Annotated in this window: 1 protein-coding gene; it reads right to left on the bottom strand. The window is 41.8% G+C overall.

Going from position 1 to position 740, the window contains the following annotated elements; translation table 11 throughout:
* Positions 1 to 412: 412 nt before the first annotated feature.
* Positions 413 to 740: DUF3087 family protein (locus tag A3766_RS08125; protein ID WP_156508781.1), on the bottom strand; the 328-nt coding region annotated here is incomplete at its 5' end.

Below are 740 nucleotides of genomic sequence, written 5' to 3' on the forward strand. Positions count from 1 at the left end.
GGCCATAGTCTAGAAATTCCTCTCCAGCCGCTAATGCGATATCAGAACAGGCAAGCGTCAGGCCTAGTGTCATGACCTTGAGTGGATGAGTATTAAAGAAAGATTTAGGTTTCATAATTTCCCCGTTTTTATGTTTGTTTTGGGTACTTCTTATTGTTCCTTTAGTGCTACAACACACCACCTTCTTGTGGCGAAGGTACAGACTAAAAAACAATTACTTAGAAGGCTTTGGCAAAAATGGGCAAACTAGGTTGTTTAGGTTAAAAGGTATTTATTCGGGCTGGATATTCGAATTTTAGTGGAGTTGTTATTTACTCTGACTCGTTGACTTTCGCACGATCAACCTCGTGCTAACCCGCCTGCGAGCCGTGGAAGGCTCTGCCTACAGATTTGGAGACCACCGCCCCTTCGTTCAAAGCGTCTTCAGTAAATCTGACTGATAATCTTCGATGCTCACGCTCAAACCCAAGCTTTGTATTTTTTCTTCCAGTTCGCGTAAGTCAGTTTTTAGCTGATTGATAGTGAGCGTATTGTCATCCAGCTCATATACCTGAATAGAAGCTTTCAAGTGATAATATTTGATGATAAACGCTTGGTGATTGTTCTGTTCCAACGCTTGGTTTAAGGCTTTTGATTTTCGGTAAATTGCATTGAGCTCTTGTTTAAGCTGCCAGACATACCAAACTTCCGACATAAACGGCGTATTCCGGTTTCGGTATAAAGTATTTAGCACAAGCGCT

The sequence above is a fragment of the Oleiphilus sp. HI0132 genome (assembly GCF_001635845.1).